Annotated in this window: 16 protein-coding genes; 5 read left to right on the top strand and 11 right to left on the bottom strand. The window is 64.4% G+C overall.

Translation table 11 applies throughout. The features are described from left to right. Together PRZ03_RS07855 and PRZ03_RS07850 are read right to left on the bottom strand one after the other, a co-directional pair. Complete coding sequence (locus tag PRZ03_RS07855; protein ID WP_273599776.1) at positions 1-1,659, bottom strand: NAD(P)/FAD-dependent oxidoreductase; 1,659 nt, start codon at positions 1,657-1,659, stop codon at positions 1-3. Positions 1,660-1,807: 148 nt separating this feature from the next. After that, positions 1,808-1,975, bottom strand: coding sequence for a hypothetical protein (locus tag PRZ03_RS07850; RefSeq protein WP_263533648.1), 168 nt, complete (start codon positions 1,973-1,975; stop codon positions 1,808-1,810). A gap of 356 nt (positions 1,976-2,331) precedes the next feature. On the opposite strand from PRZ03_RS07850, the gene PRZ03_RS07845 reads away from it, so the two are divergent. Next, the gene (locus PRZ03_RS07845; protein WP_263533647.1) at positions 2,332-2,628 is read left to right on the top strand and encodes a hypothetical protein; all 297 of its coding nucleotides are present in this window, start codon (positions 2,332-2,334) and stop codon (positions 2,626-2,628) included. A 5-nt stretch (positions 2,629-2,633) separates the two neighbouring features. Here the strand turns inward: PRZ03_RS07845 and PRZ03_RS07840 are convergent, their stop codons facing one another. The 8 genes from PRZ03_RS07840 to PRZ03_RS07805 all read right to left on the bottom strand — a co-directional run bounded on the left by PRZ03_RS07840 (position 2,634) and on the right by PRZ03_RS07805 (position 12,802). Next, entirely contained in the window at positions 2,634-3,005 is a 372-nt protein-coding gene (locus PRZ03_RS07840) for a methylglyoxal synthase (RefSeq protein WP_263533646.1), read from the bottom strand. A gap of 37 nt (positions 3,006-3,042) precedes the next feature. After that, positions 3,043-3,816: an ABC transporter ATP-binding protein gene (locus PRZ03_RS07835; protein WP_273599775.1), complete on the bottom strand. Its 774-nt coding sequence runs from the start codon at positions 3,814-3,816 to the stop codon at positions 3,043-3,045. Beyond that, the gene (locus tag PRZ03_RS07830) at positions 3,813-4,742 is read right to left on the bottom strand and encodes an ABC transporter ATP-binding protein (RefSeq protein ID WP_273599774.1); all 930 of its coding nucleotides are present in this window, start codon (positions 4,740-4,742) and stop codon (positions 3,813-3,815) included. Before PRZ03_RS07830 ends, PRZ03_RS07835 begins: the two co-directional genes overlap by 4 nt. After that, complete coding sequence (gene nikC, locus PRZ03_RS07825; RefSeq protein WP_273599773.1) at positions 4,739-5,650, bottom strand: nickel transporter permease; 912 nt, start codon at positions 5,648-5,650, stop codon at positions 4,739-4,741. The genes PRZ03_RS07830 and nikC overlap by 4 nt, the downstream gene beginning before the upstream one ends. After that, positions 5,647-6,657: an ABC transporter permease gene (locus tag PRZ03_RS07820; RefSeq protein WP_273599772.1), complete on the bottom strand. Its 1,011-nt coding sequence runs from the start codon at positions 6,655-6,657 to the stop codon at positions 5,647-5,649. The genes nikC and PRZ03_RS07820 overlap by 4 nt, the downstream gene beginning before the upstream one ends. Further along, positions 6,657-8,264: an ABC transporter substrate-binding protein gene (locus PRZ03_RS07815; protein WP_273599771.1), complete on the bottom strand. Its 1,608-nt coding sequence runs from the start codon at positions 8,262-8,264 to the stop codon at positions 6,657-6,659. Before PRZ03_RS07815 ends, PRZ03_RS07820 begins: the two co-directional genes overlap by 1 nt. A gap of 315 nt (positions 8,265-8,579) precedes the next feature. Beyond that, a complete protein-coding gene (locus tag PRZ03_RS07810) occupies positions 8,580-11,687 on the bottom strand; it encodes an EAL domain-containing protein (protein ID WP_273599770.1) in 3,108 nt (1,035 codons plus the stop codon). Between the two features lie 104 nt (positions 11,688-11,791). After that, positions 11,792-12,802: an NAD(P)/FAD-dependent oxidoreductase gene (locus PRZ03_RS07805; protein ID WP_273599769.1), complete on the bottom strand. Its 1,011-nt coding sequence runs from the start codon at positions 12,800-12,802 to the stop codon at positions 11,792-11,794. Positions 12,803-12,952: 150 nt separating this feature from the next. On the opposite strand from PRZ03_RS07805, the gene PRZ03_RS07800 reads away from it, so the two are divergent. After that, positions 12,953-13,192 (top strand): TIGR02450 family Trp-rich protein, encoded by a 240-nt coding sequence (locus tag PRZ03_RS07800; protein WP_273599768.1) that lies wholly within the window; start codon positions 12,953-12,955, stop codon positions 13,190-13,192. A gap of 20 nt (positions 13,193-13,212) precedes the next feature. Next, a complete protein-coding gene (locus tag PRZ03_RS07795) occupies positions 13,213-13,899 on the top strand; it encodes an SDR family NAD(P)-dependent oxidoreductase (RefSeq protein WP_273600070.1) in 687 nt (228 codons plus the stop codon). On the opposite strand, the gene PRZ03_RS07790 is transcribed toward PRZ03_RS07795, so the two are convergent. After that, positions 13,868-15,658, bottom strand: coding sequence for a glycoside hydrolase family 9 protein (locus PRZ03_RS07790; protein ID WP_273599767.1), 1,791 nt, complete (start codon positions 15,656-15,658; stop codon positions 13,868-13,870). The two genes, PRZ03_RS07795 and PRZ03_RS07790, sit on opposite strands and share 32 nt — an antisense overlap. A gap of 342 nt (positions 15,659-16,000) precedes the next feature. Between PRZ03_RS07790 and PRZ03_RS07785 the strand changes: the two genes are divergently transcribed. Both PRZ03_RS07785 and PRZ03_RS07780 read left to right on the top strand, forming a co-directional pair. Continuing rightward, positions 16,001-17,251 carry an ROK family transcriptional regulator gene (locus PRZ03_RS07785; RefSeq protein ID WP_273599766.1) on the top strand — a complete coding sequence of 417 codons (1,251 nt, stop codon included), beginning with the start codon at positions 16,001-16,003 and terminating at the stop codon, positions 17,249-17,251. An 88-nt stretch (positions 17,252-17,339) separates the two neighbouring features. Then, positions 17,340-18,284: a carbohydrate kinase family protein gene (locus tag PRZ03_RS07780; RefSeq protein WP_273599765.1), complete on the top strand. Its 945-nt coding sequence runs from the start codon at positions 17,340-17,342 to the stop codon at positions 18,282-18,284. The last annotated feature ends 2 nt before the right edge of the window (positions 18,285-18,286 follow it).

The raw sequence follows: 18,286 nt of genomic DNA, 5'->3' as shown, positions 1-18,286 counted from the left end.
TCAAGATGGCTGCAGCATGGCCGAGCCCAAGGCCTCGGCCACTTCAATGCCGTCCACCCCGGCCGACATGATGCCGCCGGCATAACCCGCACCTTCACCGGCCGGGTACAGGCCCTTGACGTTGAGGCTTTGATAGTCGCGGCCGCGCGTGATGCGCAGCGGCGAGGATGTACGCGTCTCGACGCCGGTCAAGACAGCATCGGCCATGGAGAAACCCTTGATCTGACGCTCGAAGGCCGGCAGCGCTTCGCGGATCGCTTCGAGCGCGTAGTCGGGCAGGCTGCCGTTGCCTTTCTGCTGCAGGTCGGTCAGCGTCACACCGGGCTTGTAGGACGGCTCGACATTGCCAAACACCTTGCTGCGTTGGCGCTTGATGAAGTCACCCACCAGCGCGCCGGGCGCCTTGTAGCCGCCCTCGCCCAACTCGTAGGCGCGGCTCTCCCAGATGCGCTGGAAGGCCATGCCGTCGAGCGGGTTGACGGGGCCATCTGCCTTGCCATCCTGGCGGTAATCTTGCGGGTTGATGCCGACAACGATGCCGGCATTGGCATTGCGCTCATTGCGCGAGTATTGGCTCATGCCGTTGGTGACGACACGGTTGGGCTCCGAGGTCGCGGCCACCACCGTGCCGCCGGGGCACATGCAAAAGCTGTAGACCGAGCGGCCGTTCTTGGCGTGATGCACGAGCTTGTAATCGGCAGCACCCAGGATAGGGTGGCCGGCGCTGGCGCCAAAACGAGCCGCGTCGATGATGCTTTGCGGGTGCTCGATGCGGTAGCCGATAGAAAACGGCTTGGCTTCCATATAGACGCCGCGTTGATGCAGCATCGTGAAGGTGTCGCGCGCGCTATGCCCCAGCGCCAGCACCACCTGGTTGCTGGCGATCTGCTCGCCCGAGGCCAGCGTCACACCGCGAATGTGGCCATCCTCAATCAACACATCCGAGACCTTCTGCTCGAAACGGATCTCGCCGCCCAAGGCCTCGATCTCGGCGCGCATCTTGATCACCATGGACACCAAACGGAAGGTGCCGATATGGGGCTTGTTGACGTAGAGAATTTCTTCCGGCGCGCCGGCCTTGACGAACTCGGTCAGGACCTTGCGGGTCAGAAAGCGTGGGTCGGAGATCTGGCTCCAAAGCTTGCCGTCCGAGAAGGTGCCGGCCCCGCCCTCACCAAATTGCACGTTGGATTCCGGGTCCAACTCACCCTGGCGCCACAGGCCCCAGGTGTCTTTGGTGCGCTGGCGCACGTCCTTGCCGCGCTCCAACACGATGGGGCGAAGACCCATCTGCGCCAAGATCAGCGCCGCAAAAATACCGCAGGGACCAAAGCCGATGACGAGGGGTCGCGGCTGCGGATTCGAACCGGCATAAAAGCTCGCAGGCGCCTGAGCGACGAAGTGGTAGTCGGTGTTCGGCGTCGGCTTGATATGGCTGTCGCCGGCGAAACGCTGCAACACCACAGCTTCACCGGTCAACTCGCAGTCCACCGTATAGGTCAGCACGATGGCCGACTTTTTGCGTGCGTCGTAGCTGCGTTTGAAAACAGTGAAGGCTCGCAGGTCCGCATCAAGCACACCCAGGCGCTGAACGATCGCCGGGCGCAGTGCGTCCTCGGCATGGTTCAGGGGCAGGCGGAGTTCGGTGATGCGAAGCATGTTGGTCGCTCAAGGGCTTGGGCTGCAAACCCGATCTGATGAAAAGCTGTTGCAGAAATGACAAAAGGCCCCGTCCAGGGCCTCGTGTCAATTCTTATCGCGGGCACCAAATCCTCGCCGGATGTTGGTGCCACAGGGTTTCGGCCAATCAGCCGCCCTTGCTTGGGCGCTTGCCCGGGTTCTTCTTGCTGCGGGTGTGCACACCGCGCTCGAGGCTGCACTTTTGGCCGTGGCCGGCGGTGAAAGTCACGCCAACAGGAGCGGCAGGACGAGGAGTAGCACGACGAGCGGCTTCGGTGATGATTTTGTTGCCCATGAGTGGCTCCAGTACAAAGGATTGATAAAGCTGACAGCGAAGCTGAATGCAAAAATTCACCAACCCCTTTTCCACTCAGGCGCTGCTTGAATGCAAGCACGCTCAGCGGAAGCCGCAGTCACGATCGGGCCTCAAATGCGCCCAACTTCAACCCGGCTGAGTTGGAGAGAATCCGGCATTTTACTTTGGAAACGAGATTCGCCCAAGCCGCGCGCATATTTTTGTGCAGTCGCCGCCGCCAAGGTGCCACAAAACGCCCTCCTGCAGGGCTGAAATCTGCACTTTGACGAACCCGCTTGCCGCGCCCGCACGCCAAGGCAAGACTGGCGCAAGTCCAGCCAAACTCTCGCCCTCCATTGAAACAAGCCCTACTGCAAGCACTGTTGATCGCCCTCGCCCTGGCAGGTTGTGCGGCCTCACCCGCCGACCTGCAGGCGGCCCGGGCCGAGCGCGAAAGAATCGCCAACAACTTCGAGCTGACCGCCGACGGCTGGCAAAGCCTGGGCGTCAACGAGGAACAACAAGCGCTTTACCGCAAGCTGGCCATTGAGGCCAGAAAGCCCAGCGCCAGCAAAGAATTGGCGCCTGACAGCTTTTTGAACCGGCTGATCAAGGCCGTACTGGGTGCGCCGGCCGGCCCAGCGCCGGACTGAAACCCTCAGGCCCGCTGCGTCCAGGCCTGCAGCATCAACTCGGCACCGGCCAGATTGGTGGCGCAGGGCACATCGTGAACGTCACAGGCGCGCACCAGCGCATTGATATCGGGCTCATGCGGCTGCGGCGTCATCGGGTCGCGCAAAAAAATTACTGCGTCCACCTCGCCCACAGCCAGGCGGGCGCCGATTTGCAAGTCGCCGCCATGCGGGCCGCTGAGCAGGCAGTCGACCGTCAGGCCCAACTCCGAACTCAAGCGGCGGCCGGTGGTGCCGGTGGCCATCAGGCTGCAAGTCTGCAGCAGGGCGAGGTGCTTGGCGGCCAGGGCCACCATATCGTTCTTTTTGCCGTCGTGGGCGATCAGTGCGAGTTTCATGGCGCTCATCTTAGAGACTGGCGGTTACAGCGCAGCGTCAAGACGAAGAAGGGCCAAGAGAGGCGCCACGCACAAAACCAGCCGAGGCCTGCATCAGCTGACGGGTGTAGTCGGCGCTGACGCGCCGCTCGGCCAGATCGGCGGCGCTGAGGCTCTCGACCGCGCGCCCCTGCCGCATCACCATCAGGCGCTCGCACAAATGCGTGACCACGGCCAAGTCATGGCTGACCATCAAAAACGTCAGGCCGCGCTCGGCGCGCAGGCGCTCCAACAGGTTCAAGACCTCGGCCTGCACCGAGGCATCAAGCGCCGAGGTCGGCTCATCCAGCAGCAAAATCTTGGGCTCCAGAATCAGCGCCCGCGCAATCGCAACACGCTGGCGTTGGCCGCCGGAGAGCTGATGCGGGTAACGGAATCGAAAGCCCGCCCCCAGCCCGACCGCGTCCAGCACCGCTTCGATGCGTCGCTCGGCATCTCCTATCGCGTGGATGGCCAGCGCCTCGGCCAGCATGCTGTCGACCGTTTGGCGCGGATGCAGCGAACCATAAGGGTCTTGAAACACCATCTGCACCGCGCGCCTGAAGGCCTTGCTACCGGGAGTTGGCAGCTCACCAGCGCCGGTCAGCTGGACCGCGCCTGCTGCCAGGGGCGCCAAGCCGCAAATCGCCCGCAGCACGGTGGACTTGCCCGAGCCCGACTCACCGACCAGGCCAAAACTCTCACCCGGCGCGAGTTCCAGGTTCAAGTCATGCACGGCGGTGAAAGCACCGAAGCGCACCTGCAGGCCGCTGACTTTCAAGCCTATGCTCATGATGTTTTCCAGGCCTCTTGGCGCTGCAGCGTCGGCAGCGGATGGCGCGGCGCCCCCAGCTGCGGCAGGCAATTCAGCAAGCCTTGCGTGTAAGGATGTTGGGCCGCATGCAGCTCGCTGGCCTTGAGCTCTTCGACGACCCGGCCCGCGTACATGACCAGGATGCGGTCGCAAAACGTCGCCACCAGGCGCAGATCATGCGAGATGAAGATCAGGCCCATGCCGCGCTGGGCGGCGCCGGGCCGTCCCAAGCCGCCCGACTCCCCTTGGGGGGCTGCCTGCGCTTCGCCCAGGCCCATGGGTCGATCAGCCCTTACCAATCTATCGAGAATGCCCAGCACCTGCAGCTGCACGGTGACGTCCAGCGCCGAGGTCGGTTCATCGGCAATCAAGAGCTGCGGCTCGGCGATCAGCATCATCGCCATCATCACCCGCTGCCCCATGCCGCCCGATACCTCATGCGGGTAGAGCCGCGCCACCCGCTCGGGATCTTCGATCGCCACATCGGCCAGCGCCTGCATCACCCGGCGCTGCACCTCGTCCTTTGCCAAACGCTGATGCGCGAGCAAGGTCTCGGCGATCTGCGCGCCGATGCGCATCACCGGGTTGAGCGAATACTTCGGATCTTGCAAAACCATGGCGATGCGCCGGCCGCGCAGGCTGCGGCGCTCCTTCGGGCTGCAGGCCAAGAGATCGATGCCGTCAAAGCGCAAGCGATCCGCAGTGACCCGCGCCTCGGGCGCCGACAGACCCAAAATGGCGCGACCGGTCTGCGACTTGCCCGAACCGGACTCGCCGACGATGCCCAAACGCTCGCGGCCGAGCTGGAAAGACACGCCGCGCACCGCTTCGCTGAACGTCCCGTCGCGATTCGGAAAGCTCACCCGCAGGTTCTCGACTTCCAGCATGTTTTTCGAATCACTCATTCGCCGGCCTTAGGGTCAAGCGCGTCCCGCAGGCCATCGCCGAGCAAGTTGAAGCCTAGGCTGACGATGAAGATGGCAAGACCCGGCCCCGCCGCCACCCACCATTGGTCCAGCACATATTGCCGGCCGGCTGCGATCATCGCGCCCCACTCGGGGCTGGGCGGCTGTGCGCCCAGGCCCAAAAAGCCCAAGCCCGCAGCGGTCAGGATGATGCCGGCCATGTCCAAGGTGACGCGCACGATCACCGAGGGCAGGCACAAAGGCATGATGTGGCGCCACACAATCCGCCAGCGCGAGGCGCCCAGCAGTTGCGCGGCGCCGATGTAGTCGGCATTACGGATCGTCAGCGTCTCGGCGCGGGCAATGCGGGCATAGGCCGGCCAGGAAGTGATGGCGATCGCCAACACCGCGTTCTCGATGCCGGGGCCAAGCGCAGCAACAAAGGCCAGGGCCAGAATCAGGCGCGGGAAGGCCAAGAAGATGTCGGTCACCCGCATCAGCGCCGCATCGACCACGCCGCCGAAATAGCCAGCCAGGGTGCCGACCAACAAGCCAATCGGTGCCGCCAACAAGGCCACCAAGGTGACCACAAACAAGGTAATGCGAGAGCCATGCAGGATGCGCGACAAGATGTCGCGGCCCTGGTCATCGGTGCCCATCCAATGGCTGGCCGACGGCGGCAACAGGCGCGTCGTCATCAAGTCGCCCACATTCGGCGCGTAGGGCGAGAGCCAAGGTGCGAAAACGGCCACCAACACCAAGCCCAGCACGATGGCCAGACCCACCAGCGCTAGGCGGTTACGTGCAAAGGCGCGCCAGCCCGCATAGGCGCGCCCCCAAGCGGCTTGCCGGCGCGAGCCGGGCTGCTCGCTCATCAGCCAACTGTGAAGAGATGAAGCGCCGCTCATTTCGTGCGCGGGTCCAGCAAACGATACATAAGGTCGGAGAACAGATTCAATGCGATAAAGATGGAGCCGACCACCAGCGTGCCGCCCAGCACCGCGTTCATATCGGCGTTCTGCAGCGAGTTGGTGATGTACAGGCCAAGACCCGGCCAGGCAAACACCGTCTCGGTCAGCACCGAGCCTTCCAGCAGGCCCGCGTAGGACAGCGCGATCACCGTCACCAAAGGCACGGCCGCATTGCGCAAGGCATGGCGCCAGATGATGGTCGCCTCGCTCAAGCCCTTGGCGCGCGCCGCCACGATGTATTCCTGGCTCAGCTCCTTCAGCATGAAGCTGCGCGTCATGCGGCTGATATAGGCGAGCGAGAAGTAGCCAAGCAAACCCGCGGGCAGGGCCAGATGCGAGAGCGCGCTCCTGAAGGCCTGCCATTCGCCGGCCAAGGCGCAGTCCAGCAGCATCAGGCCGCTGACGCGGGGCACGCTGTACTCGAAGGCGATGCCGATACGCCCGGGGCCGCTGACCCAATCGAGCTTGGCATAAAACAGCACCAAGCCCATCAGTCCGAGCCAGAAGATGGGCACCGAGTAACCAATCAAACCCATTACCCGCACCAGCTGGTCGGCCAGACGGCCACGACGAACCGCCGCCCACACCCCCAGCGGCACGCCAACGCCTACGCCGATCAGGATGCCCAGCGTCGCCAACTCCAGCGTAGCCGGGAAGACACGGACGATGTCATCCAGCACCGGACGCGCGGTCAGCACCGAGACGCCGAAGTCGCCCTGCGCGACCTTGGCCACGTAACTGCCGAACTGCTCCCACAGGGGCTTGTTGAGGCCCATGGTCTCGCGCATCTGCGCCATCTGATCCTCGGTCGCGCGGTCACCCAGAACGGCCAGCACCGGGTCCACCGGCACCACCCGGCCGATAAAGAAGGTAACGGCCAAAAGACCCAGATAGGTCAGCGCAACGACCGGCAAGAAGCGAATCAGGGCTTTAAGAAAAGGCATCACAGCTTGCTCACCGGCGCCATATAGGTCGTATCTGAAGTGGGCCCCAAGCGGAAGCCCTGCACGCCTTTGCGCAGCGCCGCCACCTGCGTCTGCTGGAACAGCATCACAAAGGGGCTGGTCTTGCGGAACTCGGCCTGCAGCGCCGCATACATCTGCACCCGCCGCTCGCCGTCATGCTCCAGCACGGCAGCGTCGGTCTGACGCGTTAGCTCGGGGATGTCCCAGCTATTGCGCCAACTCAGCGGCTTGTTCTTGGCGCCGTCGCTGTTATCGGGGTTGCGAGTGAAGGTATCGGCATTGCTGTGCGGATCCCAATAATCTGTGCCCCAGTCGCCGATGAAAATATCGTGGCGGCGCTGGCGGTATTTGGTCAGCACCTGCTTGCCGTCACCGGGGATGATCTCGATCGCTATGCCGGCGCGGGCAGCGGTTTGCTGCACGGCCTCGGCAATACCCATCACCGGCTGAATCGTGCGCACATCCATCGTGATCTTGAAGCCGTCCGCCAACCCGGCCTTGGCCAGCAGCGCGCGCGCCTTGGCCACATCCAGCCTGAAGGGCTGCTCACTGCTGGCACCCAAGAGTCCCTGCGGCAAAAAGTTCTGATGCGGCCGGCCAATACCCTTGATCAAGGTGGCGCCAATGGCGTCGTAGTCCACCAACCATTTGAAGGCTTCGCGCACCTCAGGCTTGGCCAGCAAGGGGTTGCGCTGGTTAAGCCCCAGGTAATACACCACGCCCTTGGCCTGCTGAGTCAGCTTGATATCGGGGTGAGCCGCCAGCGGGCCGAGATCTTGCGGCGCCAGGTTGCGGGCGATGTCCACATCGCCTTTTTCCAGCAGCAGGCGCTGCGTCGCGGCCTCCTTCACATGGCGGTAAATCACGCGGGTCAGCGCCGGCTTGGGGCCATGAAATACATCATTACGTTCGATGACCAAAATCTCGTTGGCGCGCCAGTCGCGCAGCTTCCAGGGGCCGGAGCCGGCGTGGTTGAGCTTCAGCCAGCCGGCGCCCTGATCGCCGTCCTTCTCTTTGGCCAAGAGCAGCCGCTTGTCCAGCACCGAGGCCACCGTTGCGGTCAGGCAATTCAAGACAAAGCTGGGCGCAAAGGGCTTGCCGATGCGCAGCGTCAGCGCCAGCGGGCCGGTCTGCAGCACGCGCTCGCCCACATTGCTTTTGCTCAGACCCAGTTGGGTCAAGATGAAGGCCGGCGTCTTGTCCATGCGCACCGCCCGCTGCCAGGAGAACACCACATCCTCGGCGCCGAGCGGATTGCCCGAAGCGAAACGCAGGCCCGGCTTGAGTTGGAAGCTGATCTCCAGCCCATCGGCCGAGATCTGCCAGGACTCGGCCAAGACCCCGACGATGCGGCTGGGTTCATCCAGATCAAAGGCCACCAGGCGCTCGTAGGTGTTGCCCAGGATCTCGGCGCCTGAGATCTCGAAGGACGTGGCCGGGTCCATGCTGGTGATGTCATCGAAGGCGAAGGCCTGCACCAGCGTGTCCTTGGGCGTGCCGACATGGCCGCAAGCGGTCAGGCCACCCGTGGCCAGCAGCATGGCGCTGCTCAGCAGGCGACGGCGATCAGGATTTGGAGAACTCATCCTAGATTCGGCAGTTGAAAGCACCCGAAGGAGTCGAGCCGGGGCTTGCTGGCAAGGCGCGACGACGAAGTGGGCTCCTGCCCACGAGGAGAAGCAACGCTGTACAGCGAGTTCCGGTTCGGCTCAGGCGGGCGATTAGCGTTCTCACCTGATTGGTGAATTTCGTAAACGCGAGTGTTCTCAATGGTCATCGATGTCTATTCACATTGGGGAGCGGTCAACTGCCGAATCTAGGATCAAGCGTGAGGGGCTGCGGCGAAGGCCCGCATTGTGCGGCAAATGCAAGGCTTGCTCCGGCCCGCTCGCGCCGGCGACTCACGCCGGTTGCGGCAGCGCATTGAGCCTGGAGCCAATCAGCTCGCTCAGCGGCATGGGTTCATGCTGCAAAAACCCCTGCGAAAAGTTCACCCCGATTTCGCGCAGCCGCGCCAAGACCGCCGGGCTGTCCACATACTCGGCCACCGTCTGCATGCCCACCACTTGCGCCACGTCGACAAAGCAGCGCACGGCGGCCTCGTCCAGCGCGTCATTGACCAGGTCGCGCACAAACTGCCCGTCGATCTTCAGATAGTCGACCGGCAAATGCTTCAGATAGCCAAAAGACGAGGCGCCGGCGCCAAAGTCATCCAGCGCGCCGCGCACGCCCAGCGCACGCACCTGCTCGATGAAAAGCACCGCATCGGCCAAGCTGGTGATGGCGGCCGTCTCGGTGATTTCTATGCACAGCCGGCCACACAAGGCCGGCCCGGCCTCGGTCAAGGCCGCAATGGCCCAGCGATGGAAGGCCCGGTCACCGATCGACTGCCCGCTCAAATTGACGCTGAGCATCTTGATCGCCGCCAGCTCGGGCTCGGCCGCCATCCAGTCCAGCACGTGCCGCAATACCCAGCGGTCTATCCGGGTGGCCAGATTGAAGCGCTCGGCCGCAGGCAAAAACACCCCCGGCAAGACCAAGGCCCCGCTCGGCTCCACCATGCGCAACAAGATCTCGGCGTGCAGGCCAGCGGCAGGCAAGACGGGCAAGGCAGACGCTTGCGCCGTGCTGGCCACCGGCGCCAGATGCAAGGCCTCGATGCGTTGCGCATACAGCACAAAGCGGTCTTCATCGAGGGCTTGCTCGATGCGCCCGGTCCACTGCATCTCACCATGGCGCGCCCGCATCGCCAGATCGGTGTCGAACCAGGTATGCACGCGGTTGCGCCCCTGCTCTTTGGCCGCATAACAAGAAGTATCAGCGGCTTGCAAAATCGCTGCCGCCGAGGGCCAGCGCCCGCTGATCGGCACCAGGCCTATGCTGGCGCCGATGCGGTACCGGCGCTCTTCGTGGGCGAAGCGAAACTCCTCCATGCGATCACAAATCTGCTGCGCCACCCGCTGCGCCTGCGCGGGCGAGCAATGCTCCAGCAGCGCCGCAAACTCATCGCCGCCCAGCCGCGCCAAGGTATCGCGGTTGCGCACCGCAGCCGCCAAGATGCCAGCCACTTGCTTGAGCAGCTGATCCCCGACCGCGTGCCCGCATGCGTCATTGACCAGCTTGAATTGATCCAGATCGATATAGAGCAAGGCATGTTGGCTGCGGTCGCCCTGCGCTTGCTCCAGGACGCGGCGCAGGCGCAGCTCAAACTCCGAGCGGTTGATCAAGCCCGTCAAGGCATCATGGGTGGCGCGGTAAGTCATCTCGCCGCTCAGCCGGCGCTGCTCGGTGACGTCATGAAAGACCAGCACGACCCCGAAGATGGCGCCTTGATCATTGCGAATCGGCGCCACCGAATCCTGCACGCCATATTCCTCGCCGGTGCGGGAGATCAGCAAGATCTGGGCGGACTGCGCGATCTTGCGGCCTTCTTTCAAACAAGCCAGCACCGGGTTCTCGACCGGCATGCGGGACTGTTCATTGACGATGTGATAAACCTGCTCCAGCGGCCGCCCGCGTGCTTCCTCGGCCGCCCAGCCAGTCAGCTGTTCGGCTGCGGGATTCAGCCAAACCACCTGGCTTGATGAGTCAACCGTGATGACCGCGTCCCCGATCGAGCGCAGCGTGACCAAGAGCAGCTCATGCTGCTCGGCCAGCACCGAGCCCATGCGCGCGGCCATTTCTTCGGCCAACTGGCGAATCTGGGTCAAATCCCAGTTGGCGCCCACCATGCGCAGCGCCCGGCCCTGCTCATCAAACATCAGCCGCGCCGAGCCGCGCAGATGGTGCACGCTAGCATCAGGCCAGACCACGCGGAACTCGGTGTCAAAAGGCTTCAGGCCCTTGATCGCCTGCTGCACCTCATGCTCGGCGCGCCGCAAATCATCCGGATGCAGGCAGGCCGCCCAAGCGGAGTAAGTCATCGGCTTGCCGCTGGGCTCAAGCCCATAAAGACGGTGCATCCAGTCATCCCAGACAAGCTGGCCGCTATGCAGATCAAGCTCCCAGATGCCGATGCGGCCGCTGTCCAGCGCCATGCTCAAGCGCGCTTGGCTGGCCGCCAGCTCTGCCTGCGAGCGGATGCGCTCGGTGATGTCTTCCACCGCGCCGACATGCCCTATGAACTCACCCGCCGCCCCCAGCACCGGCCGGCTACGCACATGCACATGGCGCAGGCCCGAGCCAGCCGCATGCACACGAAACTCCATCTCGAACTCGCGCTGCGAGCGGGCGCAGCTCAACCAATGTTCGACAACCCTCGCCCGGTCTTGAGGGTGGATCGTCTGCGACCAGCCCTGCCCCAGCACTTGCTCCGCCGCCAGGCCGAAGATCTCTTGCCAGCGTGGGTTGGTATAGCTGCAAGCACCGCTGGTATTGGTGTGAAAGATCCCGATAGGCGCCGCCTCATTGAGCGTTTGAAACCAGGCATTGCGCTCGGCCAAAGCGTTCCCGGCCTGCCGCTCGGCCAGGGCGCTGCGCCGCAACTCCAGGGCATGCACCACGGCCTGAGCCAGGTGCAGCAACACGTCGCGCTGCGCTTGATTGAGCCTGCGCGGCTGCACATCCAGCACGCACAAGGTGCCCACGATCTGGCCCCCGCTCAAGCGCAAGGCCGCTCCAGCATAAAAACGCAGCCCGACCGGGCCGGCAATGGCCGGCAGATGGCGAAAGCGCTCATCGTGACTGGCATCTTCCACTTCGAAGATGTCATCTTGCAAAATCGTCAGCGCGCAAAACGCTTCATGGCGGGGCAACTCATCCAGCCCCTCCAGCCCAACACCGGCCTTGAACCAGACCCGCTGCTCGTCAACCAGGCCTATGCGTGCGATCGGCACGGCGCAAGCCAGGGCGGCGGCCTGCACCAAGGCGTCGAACTCAGGCTCGGGCGGGCTGTCCAGCACTTGCAGGGCCTGCAGGGCGCTCAGTCGCGCCGACTCCTGCTCTTTGTGCTGCTGTGCATCCTGCTTCGTGTCCCGCTCTGGCCTGGGCTGGGCTTGGGCTGGTTTCATCAATCAAACCTCAGGGCTACATAGCATTGACTTTCGACGGCATATTGTGAAGCAACAAAGCGCGCCGCCTACTCGTATTCGCCCCAATTGGGCTTTTTGCCAATTCAAACGCCCGCAATCACCCGCCGCGCTGCGGCCTGCCCGCTCAGCCAGGCGCCCTCGACCTTGCCGCCACCCAGCCAATCGCCACACAAACCCAGGCTCAGACGCGCATCCCAGATCGCTGGGCCGGCCGAGCCAGGCTCGGCCACGCCCGTCGGGTTCGGCGCTATGTCCGCGTAGAGCCAGCGGTGCGCCGTCCAGCGCTCGCTCACGACCCCGCCCAGCGCCTTGAAGGCTTGTTGCAGCTCGGCCGCCACCTGCTCGGGCGGCGTTTGCAGATTGGCCTCGCTCCACTCGGCTCGCGCATGCAGCAGCCAGCTTTCCGCACCCATGCGGCCCGGCTTGCTGCTGTTGCGCGCCAGCCAGCGCAGCGGCCCGGCATTGACGAAACCGGCGTCGAAGCCCAGATCCAGCGCTTGCTCGTAGGTCAACATCACGGCCCAGCTGGCACGCATGCGCACCGCTGCCGCTTGATGCGCCAACTCAGGCGCGCAGCCCTGCAGCAGCGCGGCGGCCTGAGGCGCTGGCAGCGCCAGCAAGACCGCGTCAAAAACATCGTCCAGCGCAGCACCGCCGGACTGCAGGCGCCAGCCCTTGGCCGCAGGCAAGATCGCCTCAATCGGCTGACCTAAACGCACCGCTTGCGCCAAATTACCGGCCAGCCATTGGGCCGGCGCCGTCATATGCGGTGTACCCACGAAACGCTGCAAGGCCCCGTCCTGCCGGTGCTGCCCGGCCTCGCCAAACACCGCCAAGCGCGGCGACCAGACGGCCGCCACCCCCGCTTGGCGCCAACGCGCCAGCTCGGCGACGAACGCGCTGTCACGGGCAGTGAAGTACTGAGCGCCATGGTCGCAGGCCCAGCCCTCGCCGCGCCGGGTGCTCATGCGTCCGGCCACGCCCCGACTCTTATCAAAAACCGTTACCCGGTGACCCACCGCCTGCAGCGCCGTCGCGCAAGACAAACCGGCCAGGCCGGCGCCGATGACGGCCACATGCTGAGCTGAAGGCATAGATAAGAACTCCTGTTTAAGCATCTTCGGCTCGGCATTCTTGCTTCGCCCGCCATTCTCGCGGCTGCTTGGGCGCGATCCCCCGCCGGCCCGACCAGGTATAGCGCCGGCCGGAGGCTCAAGGTCTGGAATTCGGCTAGCCTCAAGGCCATGAATCCGATACATCCCAAGAAGCTGCACCTGAGTAAATGGACGGCCGTGCGGCCCCAGGCCAAAGAAAAGCATTTTCTGGTGACCCGCGTCATCCATGCCGAACCCCTGCCTGGGCGCCTTCAAGCGACCCTGGCGGTGGAAGCGGTCGAGTTGGAGGCGGTGATGTCCAAGCGCAGCCAGCGCATTGACTGGCGCGAACTGCAAGACTCGGCGCAGTGGCGCCAGGGTTGGCTGTGAGCGGGCCGCTGCTCGCCTCCATGCCCGAGGCTTACCGGGCGCTGGTGCTAGGCGCCAGCGGCGCGATCGGGGCGGCCTTTGTCCAAAAGCTTCAAGCTGACCCACGCTGCGCCCTGGTGCTGGGCCTGGGGCGCAAGACGGTGCCGGCGATTGATTTCGAGCAAGAGAGCAGCATCGCCGCAGCCGCGGCCGAGCTGGCGCCACAAGGGCGGTTTCAACTCATCATCAACGCCGCCGGCGTCTTGCACCGCCCCGGCTTCATGCCCGAAAAGCAGCTCGGCCAGCTCAGCTACGAGCAGCTGCTCAGCAGCTTCACCGTGAACACCTTGGGCCCCGCCCTGCTGCTGCGCCACTTCAGCCCCTTGCTGGACCGTCGGCGTGGCGTGATGGCCATGCTGTCGGCCAAGGTTGGCAGCATCGAGGACAACCGCCTGGGTGGCTGGTACAGCTACCGTGCATCCAAAGCGGCGCTGAATATGCTGATCAAAACCGCCGCCATTGAGTTGCGTCGCAGCCAGCCGCAGACCGTGCTGGTGGCGCTGCATCCAGGCACGGTCAGCTCGGCGCTATCGGCACCGTTTCGCGGCGCCGAGATTGGCCGGCCCGCCGAAGTCGCAGCGGCCGAGATGCTGGCGGTGCTGGACGGACTGAGCCCGGCTGACACCGGCCAGTTCATCAGTTACTCGGGTGAGCGCCTGCCTTGGTAGGTGGCTGGGCCATCGTCACAGCGGCCATCAACAGCCACGCCGTGTGCGGCAACCATTGCTCGTTCCAGCGCCATTGGTTGTCCGTCGGGCCGCTGGCAAAAGCGATGCCTGTGCCACCATCGCTGTCGGGCGCGCCGGTGATGCCGTTGGAGACACCGCCGCGCAGCATCACGCCGGCCGCGCTGGGAGCCGCCGGAGGGTTGAGCGCACCAAAGCCGTACAACATCGAGATGCCATAAGGGTTGCGACCCAGGGTCCAGTCGAGCTGCGCTTGGGCGCTGCGCGCTTGTGCGGCAGTCACGCCGAAGTTGGCGGCCCCACTCGGCGCCGCTTGGCCGTTCACGGCATCGAGAGCCCTGCCGCCCAGCACGACAGCCGCGCTGAGTGAGGCCAGGCGCGCGCTTTCGCCCTGCCACCAATAGCCGGTTTCATTGCGATGCGGGATAAAGAAGCCGCTCTGGACGGGGCCGGGCTCGGTGCCCGGGGCGGCCTGCCGGAAGCGTTGGCGGGCATATGCATAGGGGTTGGTGACGGCTTGATCCAGGCGCTGCTGCGCCTCCAAAGCCTTGCCAATACCCTGGCGGGCGATGGCTTGCCGTGTGGCGTCGGGCTCGATGCTCAGGTAGTGGCTCAGACCGATCACGGGCAGGCCGGCTTCAACCGCATGGTAGTAAGGCCGCTGCCCAATCGCGTCGCTGTAGAAATGCCCATCGGTGTCCTGGCGCTTGAGCATCTGCGCGACCCGCTCGCGGGCGGCTTGGAGGTATTCCTCCTCACCGGTGGCGCGTTGCAACTCCACGGCCGCCAGCAAGGCGGTGTAGTCGTCGATCAGGTTCTCCTGCCCATTGGCGGTGTAGCCGATGTTGTGGGTTTGCAGATGGGCAAAGGCGCGACGGGCATCATCCAGATAGGTCTGCGCCGAAAACTCGCCCTGGCGCCCGGAACTCTTGGCCAATATGGCGGCCCGCGCCAAGGCCGCGATCGCCATGCCGCCGCCGGCCCGGTAAGCGCTGCGGTAGCCGCTGGTGTAAACGCCCTCCTCACCCTCGTAGCCCACGACCATGCGCTCGGCGCCCTCGGCGCCCCATTTGTCAAAGACGGTGGTGTAGAAATAGCCGGCCGGGTCCAGCACCCGGTGCAGATAGTCGGCGCCCCAGAATGCTTCATCCTGCGCTTGGCGCAGCAGCCCGGCGCGCGCATAGAGCGCGGCCGACTCATGCGCGCTGTGAGCCAGCACCCAAGCGGCCATGGGCGCTTGCTGCGGGTTGAAGTAGTTGGCATAACCCAGATGGGACAGATATTTGCCGGTGTCACCACCCGCATCATTCCAGCCGCCCCACACATCGACATAGCGATCGGTCTCAAACACGCGGCGACGGTGGTCACCGGCATCGGTATGCCTGGACTGCTTGAAGTAATCGAGCAAGCCCGCAGCGGTGCGCTTAAACAGCGCTTGATCTTCGACCTGCACGGGGGCCGAGCGGGCATGGCGCCCGCCAACCCAGACCTCAAGCTGATAGCGCCCGGGCTGCGTCAGCTGCGAAAAGTCGAGCTCAAAATGCTGACGCCCCGGCGTCCAGGCCTCAAAGGCCGGCAGCGCGGTGAGCAATCCTTCGAGCTGAACCTGGCCATCGCGCAGCACGCGGTAACGGCCCGTCACAGCGGGGCCTTTGGCGATCACCAAGGCCACCTTGGGGCCTAGACGTTCCAGCGCGACCTGGTTGATATGCACTTGCAGCGCAGCGCTGGGCAGGCTCACCAAGCCCTCCACCTTCTCTGCTTTGACAACAGGCGGGCTTGCAGCCGCGACGCCCTGGCTCAGGCATGCGCAATGCAGGGCGGCCCAAAGAACGCGTCGAAAGGGGCGAGCGGCAGGACTGAATCGAGAAGATAAAAGCAGGAACATCGGCGAGTCTCGCTGAGCAGAAATGAGTGGGCCGACAATCGACCGGTTGCAGGCAACCATAGCAAGCAGTTTTTCATCCGTCAATACATACAACCACTAGAAGTAATAAGATAATTGCAAAACGAAGTCGGCCATTGAAGGCGGCTGCAAGCACCCCTGCCCTATTATTTGCCCTAGCTGATCAGGACCTCACTCATGCGAAACATCGGCCGTGGCGCCACCCAACAATCGAGCGCGCCCTATAACCGGCGCGTGGTGCTGGATTTCATTCGGCAGCAAGGCGCTGCCTCGCGCAAAGACATCACCGATATGGTCTCGCTCAGCCCGCAGACCGTGGTCAACATCACCAATGATCTGGAGTCGATAGGCCTGATCGTGTCGCGCCGCCAAAAAGGCGACAAATTGCGGGGCCAGCCCCCAATGGCCTTCGAGCTGAACCCGGAAGGCGGGCATGCCATCGGCATCAGTCTGGAGCCGGGGCGCGTATCGGCGGCAAGAGTCAACCTGGTCGGAGACGTGCTGGAGCGCACCGAAACTGCGGTCAACACCAGCCACCGGCAACAGCTGCTGGCCACCATGCTGACCCAGGTGACGCAGCTGCGCAAAGGGGCCAGAGAGCGCCTATGGGGCATCGGCGTCGCGCTGCCCGGGCCCCTGGGGGCCACCGACATCAGCTTTCTCGGGCCTACGGCCATGGAGGGCTGGGCCGATTTGTCTTTGCTGGACGAGCTCCGCGAGGCGGTCCGCCTGCCCCTGTTCTATAGCGTGGACAGCGTGGCCGGCGCCCTGGGCGAGACGCTGTTCGGGGTCGCAAAATCGCTGGATAACTTTTTCTACCTCCACCTGGGCTTGGGGTTGGGCGGGGCGCTGGTCGTCAATCGGACGGCCTACCGAGGCTCCAACGGCAATGCAACCGAGCTCGGCCATGTGCCGGTGGTGCCGGGCGGACTGCCCTGCTACTGCGGCAATTCGGGCTGCCTGGAGCGCTATGTCTCCATGCATGCACTGGCCGAAGCACTGGGCATTGAAGACCCGCAACTGCATTCGCCCGAGCTGCTGGCGCGGCTGGAAGACAGCAGCGACGAAATCGTCAACGCCTGGTGCCGCCAGGCCGGCGAACGCCTGCGGGACGCCATTTGCATGATTGAAAACATGCTCGATCCCGGCGCCATCATCATCGGCGGCGCCGCACCCAAGGCGCTGGTCGAACGCCTCATGGCCGCAGCACTTCCCCTGCGCCGCTCGGTGCGCGGCGGCGTCAGCGACCCGCAGCTGCGCCTGCTGCTGTCCAAGCATCAAGGAGACAGCTCCATCCTCGGCGCGGCCGTGCTGCCGATCTACGAAATGCTCTCTCCCCGGCTGGAAACGGTACAGCAGGACAGGCGGCCCGATACCGATGTGGCGGAGCTGCTGGGGCACCGAAGCGGAGGCCGCTGGGGCGGATGAAGGCTGCAAACGAGCTTGCAAATAAATAAACACATCCATTGGTTTTATTTATTGACACAGGGATAAAGGGCGCCCTATAGTCGCCCCCATGGATCGCAAAAAACCTTTTATTTGTGTCATCGGCGATGTCGGCGTCGACCTCGTCATGGGCATGCTCGAACAATGGCCACAAATCGGCACCGAGCTGATCCTGCCGCGCAGCGAGTTGCGCGCCGGTGGCTCGGCCGGCAATGCCGTGCTGGCCTTGCGCCATATCGGCGTGCCGGCTCGGCTGGTGTCTGCCGTGGGCAATGATGACTTCGGCCGCTGGCTGGGCGCGCAGTTCCACGGCGTCGATGCACGCCTCGCCGTCTGCCCTTGCGCATCGACGGTGTCGGTCGGCCTGATGCACAGTTGCAGCGAACGCAATTTCTTCACCACCGAGGGGCATCTGGCGGCACTGACGCTGGAGCAGGTGCTCAGTCAACTGCCCGAAGCCGTGCCGGGCAGCTTGGCACTGCTGACTGGCGTGTTTTTGCTGCCGGGCCTGCGCGCCCATTACGCCACGCTGCTGAGCGAGCTGCGCGCGCGGGGCTACCAAGTGGCCTTGGACACCGGCTGGCCCAGCGAAGGCTGGACACCGGCCGTTCGCGCCGAGGTCCGGGGCTGGCTGAGCCAATGCGATCACCTGCTGCTCAATGAGCTGGAGGTCTGCCAATTGGCCGGCGTTGACGAGGTCGCCCAGGCCATGCCCCTGCTGCAGACCTGGCTGCGCCCCGAGGCCACCCTGGTCGTCAAGGCCGGCGCACGCGGCGCCCTGGCATGCAAGGACGGGCAGCAGCTGAGTCAGGCCACGCAGGCTGCCGATGTGTTTGACACCATAGGCGCGGGCGACAGTTTCAATGCCGGCTATCTGGCGGCGCTCTTGCAAGGCGCCTCGCTTGAGCAAGCGCTGGCCAGTGCTTGCAGGATCGCCACGGCGGTGCTCTCGCGCTTTCCGCGCCAGACCATCAAACCGGGTGAATTCAGTGATCTGCTGGCACTGCCGGCTTAATT

It is taken from the genome of Roseateles albus (genome assembly GCF_028595345.1).
In the GTDB taxonomy this organism is placed as follows: Bacteria; Pseudomonadota; Gammaproteobacteria; order Burkholderiales; family Burkholderiaceae_C; genus Paucibacter_A; species Paucibacter_A albus.
Note: the sequence above shows the minus strand (reverse complement) of the source record. Positions and strands in the feature narration are given on the sequence as shown.

Bases quoted from the DNA above. Each gene is read 5' to 3' on its own strand.
- PRZ03_RS07855 (WP_273599776.1), bottom strand. From the start codon at position 1,659: ATGCTTCGCATCACCGAACTCCGCCTGCCCCTGAACCATGCCGAGGAC.
- PRZ03_RS07850 (WP_263533648.1), bottom strand. From the start codon at position 1,975: ATGGGCAACAAAATCATCACCGAAGCCGCTCGTCGTGCTACTCCTCGT.
- PRZ03_RS07840 (WP_263533646.1), bottom strand. From the start codon at position 3,005: ATGAAACTCGCACTGATCGCCCACGACGGCAAAAAGAACGATATGGTG.
- PRZ03_RS07835 (WP_273599775.1), bottom strand. From the start codon at position 3,816: ATGAGCATAGGCTTGAAAGTCAGCGGCCTGCAGGTGCGCTTCGGTGCT.
- PRZ03_RS07830 (WP_273599774.1), bottom strand. From the start codon at position 4,742: ATGAGTGATTCGAAAAACATGCTGGAAGTCGAGAACCTGCGGGTGAGC.
- nikC (WP_273599773.1), bottom strand. From the start codon at position 5,650: ATGAGCGGCGCTTCATCTCTTCACAGTTGGCTGATGAGCGAGCAGCCC.
- PRZ03_RS07820 (WP_273599772.1), bottom strand. From the start codon at position 6,657: ATGCCTTTTCTTAAAGCCCTGATTCGCTTCTTGCCGGTCGTTGCGCTG.
- PRZ03_RS07815 (WP_273599771.1), bottom strand. From the start codon at position 8,264: ATGAGTTCTCCAAATCCTGATCGCCGTCGCCTGCTGAGCAGCGCCATG.
- PRZ03_RS07810 (WP_273599770.1), bottom strand. From the start codon at position 11,687: ATGAAACCAGCCCAAGCCCAGCCCAGGCCAGAGCGGGACACGAAGCAG.
- PRZ03_RS07805 (WP_273599769.1), bottom strand. From the start codon at position 12,802: ATGCCTTCAGCTCAGCATGTGGCCGTCATCGGCGCCGGCCTGGCCGGT.
- PRZ03_RS07800 (WP_273599768.1), top strand. From the start codon at position 12,953: ATGAATCCGATACATCCCAAGAAGCTGCACCTGAGTAAATGGACGGCC.
- PRZ03_RS07795 (WP_273600070.1), top strand. From the start codon at position 13,213: ATGCCCGAGGCTTACCGGGCGCTGGTGCTAGGCGCCAGCGGCGCGATC.
- PRZ03_RS07785 (WP_273599766.1), top strand. From the start codon at position 16,001: ATGCGAAACATCGGCCGTGGCGCCACCCAACAATCGAGCGCGCCCTAT.
- PRZ03_RS07780 (WP_273599765.1), top strand. From the start codon at position 17,340: ATGGATCGCAAAAAACCTTTTATTTGTGTCATCGGCGATGTCGGCGTC.